The following is a 2,263-nucleotide window of genomic DNA, read 5'->3' on the forward strand; positions in this document are numbered from 1 at the left end:
CTCTTCCAGGCTGGCGGCCTGCTGCTCGGTCCGGCGCGACAGATCGTCGTTGCCGGCGGCGATCTCGGCCGCGGCGCCGTTGATGCTGACCGCAGCAGTCTGGATCCGCGCGACGATGGCGGCCAGCTGTTCGGTGGTGGCGTTGGCGTCGTCGCGCATGGTCGCGAACACGCCCTGGAAGTCGCCCTGCATGCGCACGGTCAGGTCGCCAGCGGCGATCGACTGCAGCAGCGACGACAGCGCCTGCAGGTTGCCGTCGGCGGTGGCCATCAACTGGTTGAGGCTGTCGACCATCAGGCGGAAGTCGTACTGGAAGCGCGCGGCGTCGCCACGCACGCTGAAGTCGCCCGCCGCGGCGGCGACGGCCAGGTGCTTGATCTCGCTGTTCATCGCGGTGAGGTTGCGCTTGACCGTGTCCATGGTTTCGGTGAGCACCGCCTTTTCGCCGGGCAGCCGATCCATGTCCTCGGACAGGTCGCCGATGGCATAGCGGCCCATGATCTGCGCCAGGCGCATCTTGACCGCGATATGCGAGGCGGCCAGGGCGTTGCTGTCGTGGACCATGCGCCCGTAGTCGCCGGGGAAGGCCGCTTCGTCCATGCGGTAGCTGATCTCGCCGGCGTCGTGGCGCTGGGCCATCTCCTTCTGCGCGTCGAGTACCGCGCGCAGCTGCTGCTGCATGCGTTGCAGCGATCCCAGCAGCTGCCCCAATTCGTCGTTGCGCGGATACTGGATGCGGCTGTCCAGGCGGCCGGCGGCGACCGCGCTGGAGACTTCCACCGCACTGGCCAGCGGCTTGACCACCAGCCGCCGCAGCAGCAGGTAGAGTCCGCCGCTGAGCAGCAGCGCGGCGCACAGGCCGACCGCCACGATGGTCCACAGCAGGCTGCGCGCCTGCGCCATCAGCACTGCCTTCGGCACCGCCACGCCCAGCGCGAAGCGCTCCTGGGCCTGGCCGATCTGCAGCGGCACATACACTTCCACGTCGGTGGCGCCGGTCTGCGGATCGACGGTGTCGCGGTCGACGGTCTTGCCCTGGGCGATCTCGGCCAGCAAGGCGCGGGTGGCCGGATCCTGCAGCTTCTTGCCGACCAGTGCCGGATCGCGGTCGGCGACGATGACGCCGCCCGGCGAGAGCAGGCGGACGTGGCCGGCACCGAGCGGACGCAGCTTGGCGACGCGCTGCTGCAGCGTGGCCAGGCCGAAATCGGTGGTGACCACGCCCAGGAACTTGCCGTCTTCCAGGATCGGCGTGCTGACCGTGGTCATCAGCACCTTCTTGCCGGCGATCTCGTAATCGTAGGGTTCGGCGACGGTCGGCCGCAGCAGCTTGCGCGGATTCAGATACCAGTCGCCGGCGCCGGCCACGTCGTAGTCGCGCAGCGGATCGCGCACCAGTTTTCCGTTCTGCCAGGACCAGTACACCATGTAGCGGCCGCTGGCGTCATGGCCTGCGCTGTTGACGTAGTCCGCGTCCTTGCCGTCCAGCGCCTGCGGTTCCCATAGCGTGCCCATGCCGGTCCAGTCCGGATGCTGCTGCAGCTCGCGGCGCAGGCTGTCGCTGAACAACTCGCGGGCCTTGTCGTGGCCGCGCTGGGCGAGCAGGGCATTGGCCAGCGCCTGGTTGGAGACCGCGGAGGCGCCGATGGTGTTGCCGATGCGCTCCGATTCCAGGCGCGCGGTGTCGGTCATGCCGACCTTGGCGGAGGCGAGCAGGGCGGAACTGCTGCGGGCGTAGATGATGGCGGCGGTAATGCCGAAGCACAGCAGGGCGATCGCGGCCACGCCGAGCATCAGGCGGGTGGCGACACTGCTCGGGCGTGTGGAGGACGTCGTGGACATCGCGGTCGTCTCGATGGAGAAGAGGAAAAGATCGCGCTGTCGTGGACCGGAGCCTGTTGCCTGCGGGCACAGCAGACCGGAGCGGAGACGTGCGCGACCTTCCGGTTATCGGCACGGCGTCCCAGAAATGTAGGGCGTGTTTGTGGTGCAACGCCACACGCGCCCCGGCACCGGCCCTGCGGCCGGAACCGGATGCTCTGTCGGTCGCGGTGGACGGCACCGCATCGCGATCGGTCCCCGATCACGGCATCTCGAGCGTCGGGCGCGGCGCCGAGCCGCACGACCAAGGCGGCTCGGCGGCCGACAGGACGATGACAACGAAAAAGCCCCGGGAGCGATCGCTCCCGGGGCCGTCGACGCGGACCGGCGGCGACTGCGCGTGCTCAGAACTCCTGCCAGCTGTCGTCGCCCGCCGCGACCG

At 69.3% G+C, this 2,263-nt stretch carries 2 protein-coding genes; both read right to left on the bottom strand.

The window, feature by feature from the left end; translation table 11 throughout:
• A partial coding sequence (locus D180_RS16655; protein WP_043091194.1) for a HAMP domain-containing protein occupies positions 1 to 1,842 on the bottom strand: 1,842 nt, incomplete at its 3' end.
• A gap of 241 nt (positions 1,843 to 2,083) precedes the next feature.
• The coding region (locus D180_RS24660) for a hypothetical protein (RefSeq protein ID WP_232760549.1) at positions 2,084 to 2,263 on the bottom strand (180 nt) is incomplete at its 5' end.

This window comes from Xanthomonas sp. SHU 166 (genome assembly GCF_000364685.1).
GTDB classification, from domain to species: Bacteria; Pseudomonadota; Gammaproteobacteria; order Xanthomonadales; family Xanthomonadaceae; genus Xanthomonas_A; species Xanthomonas_A sontii.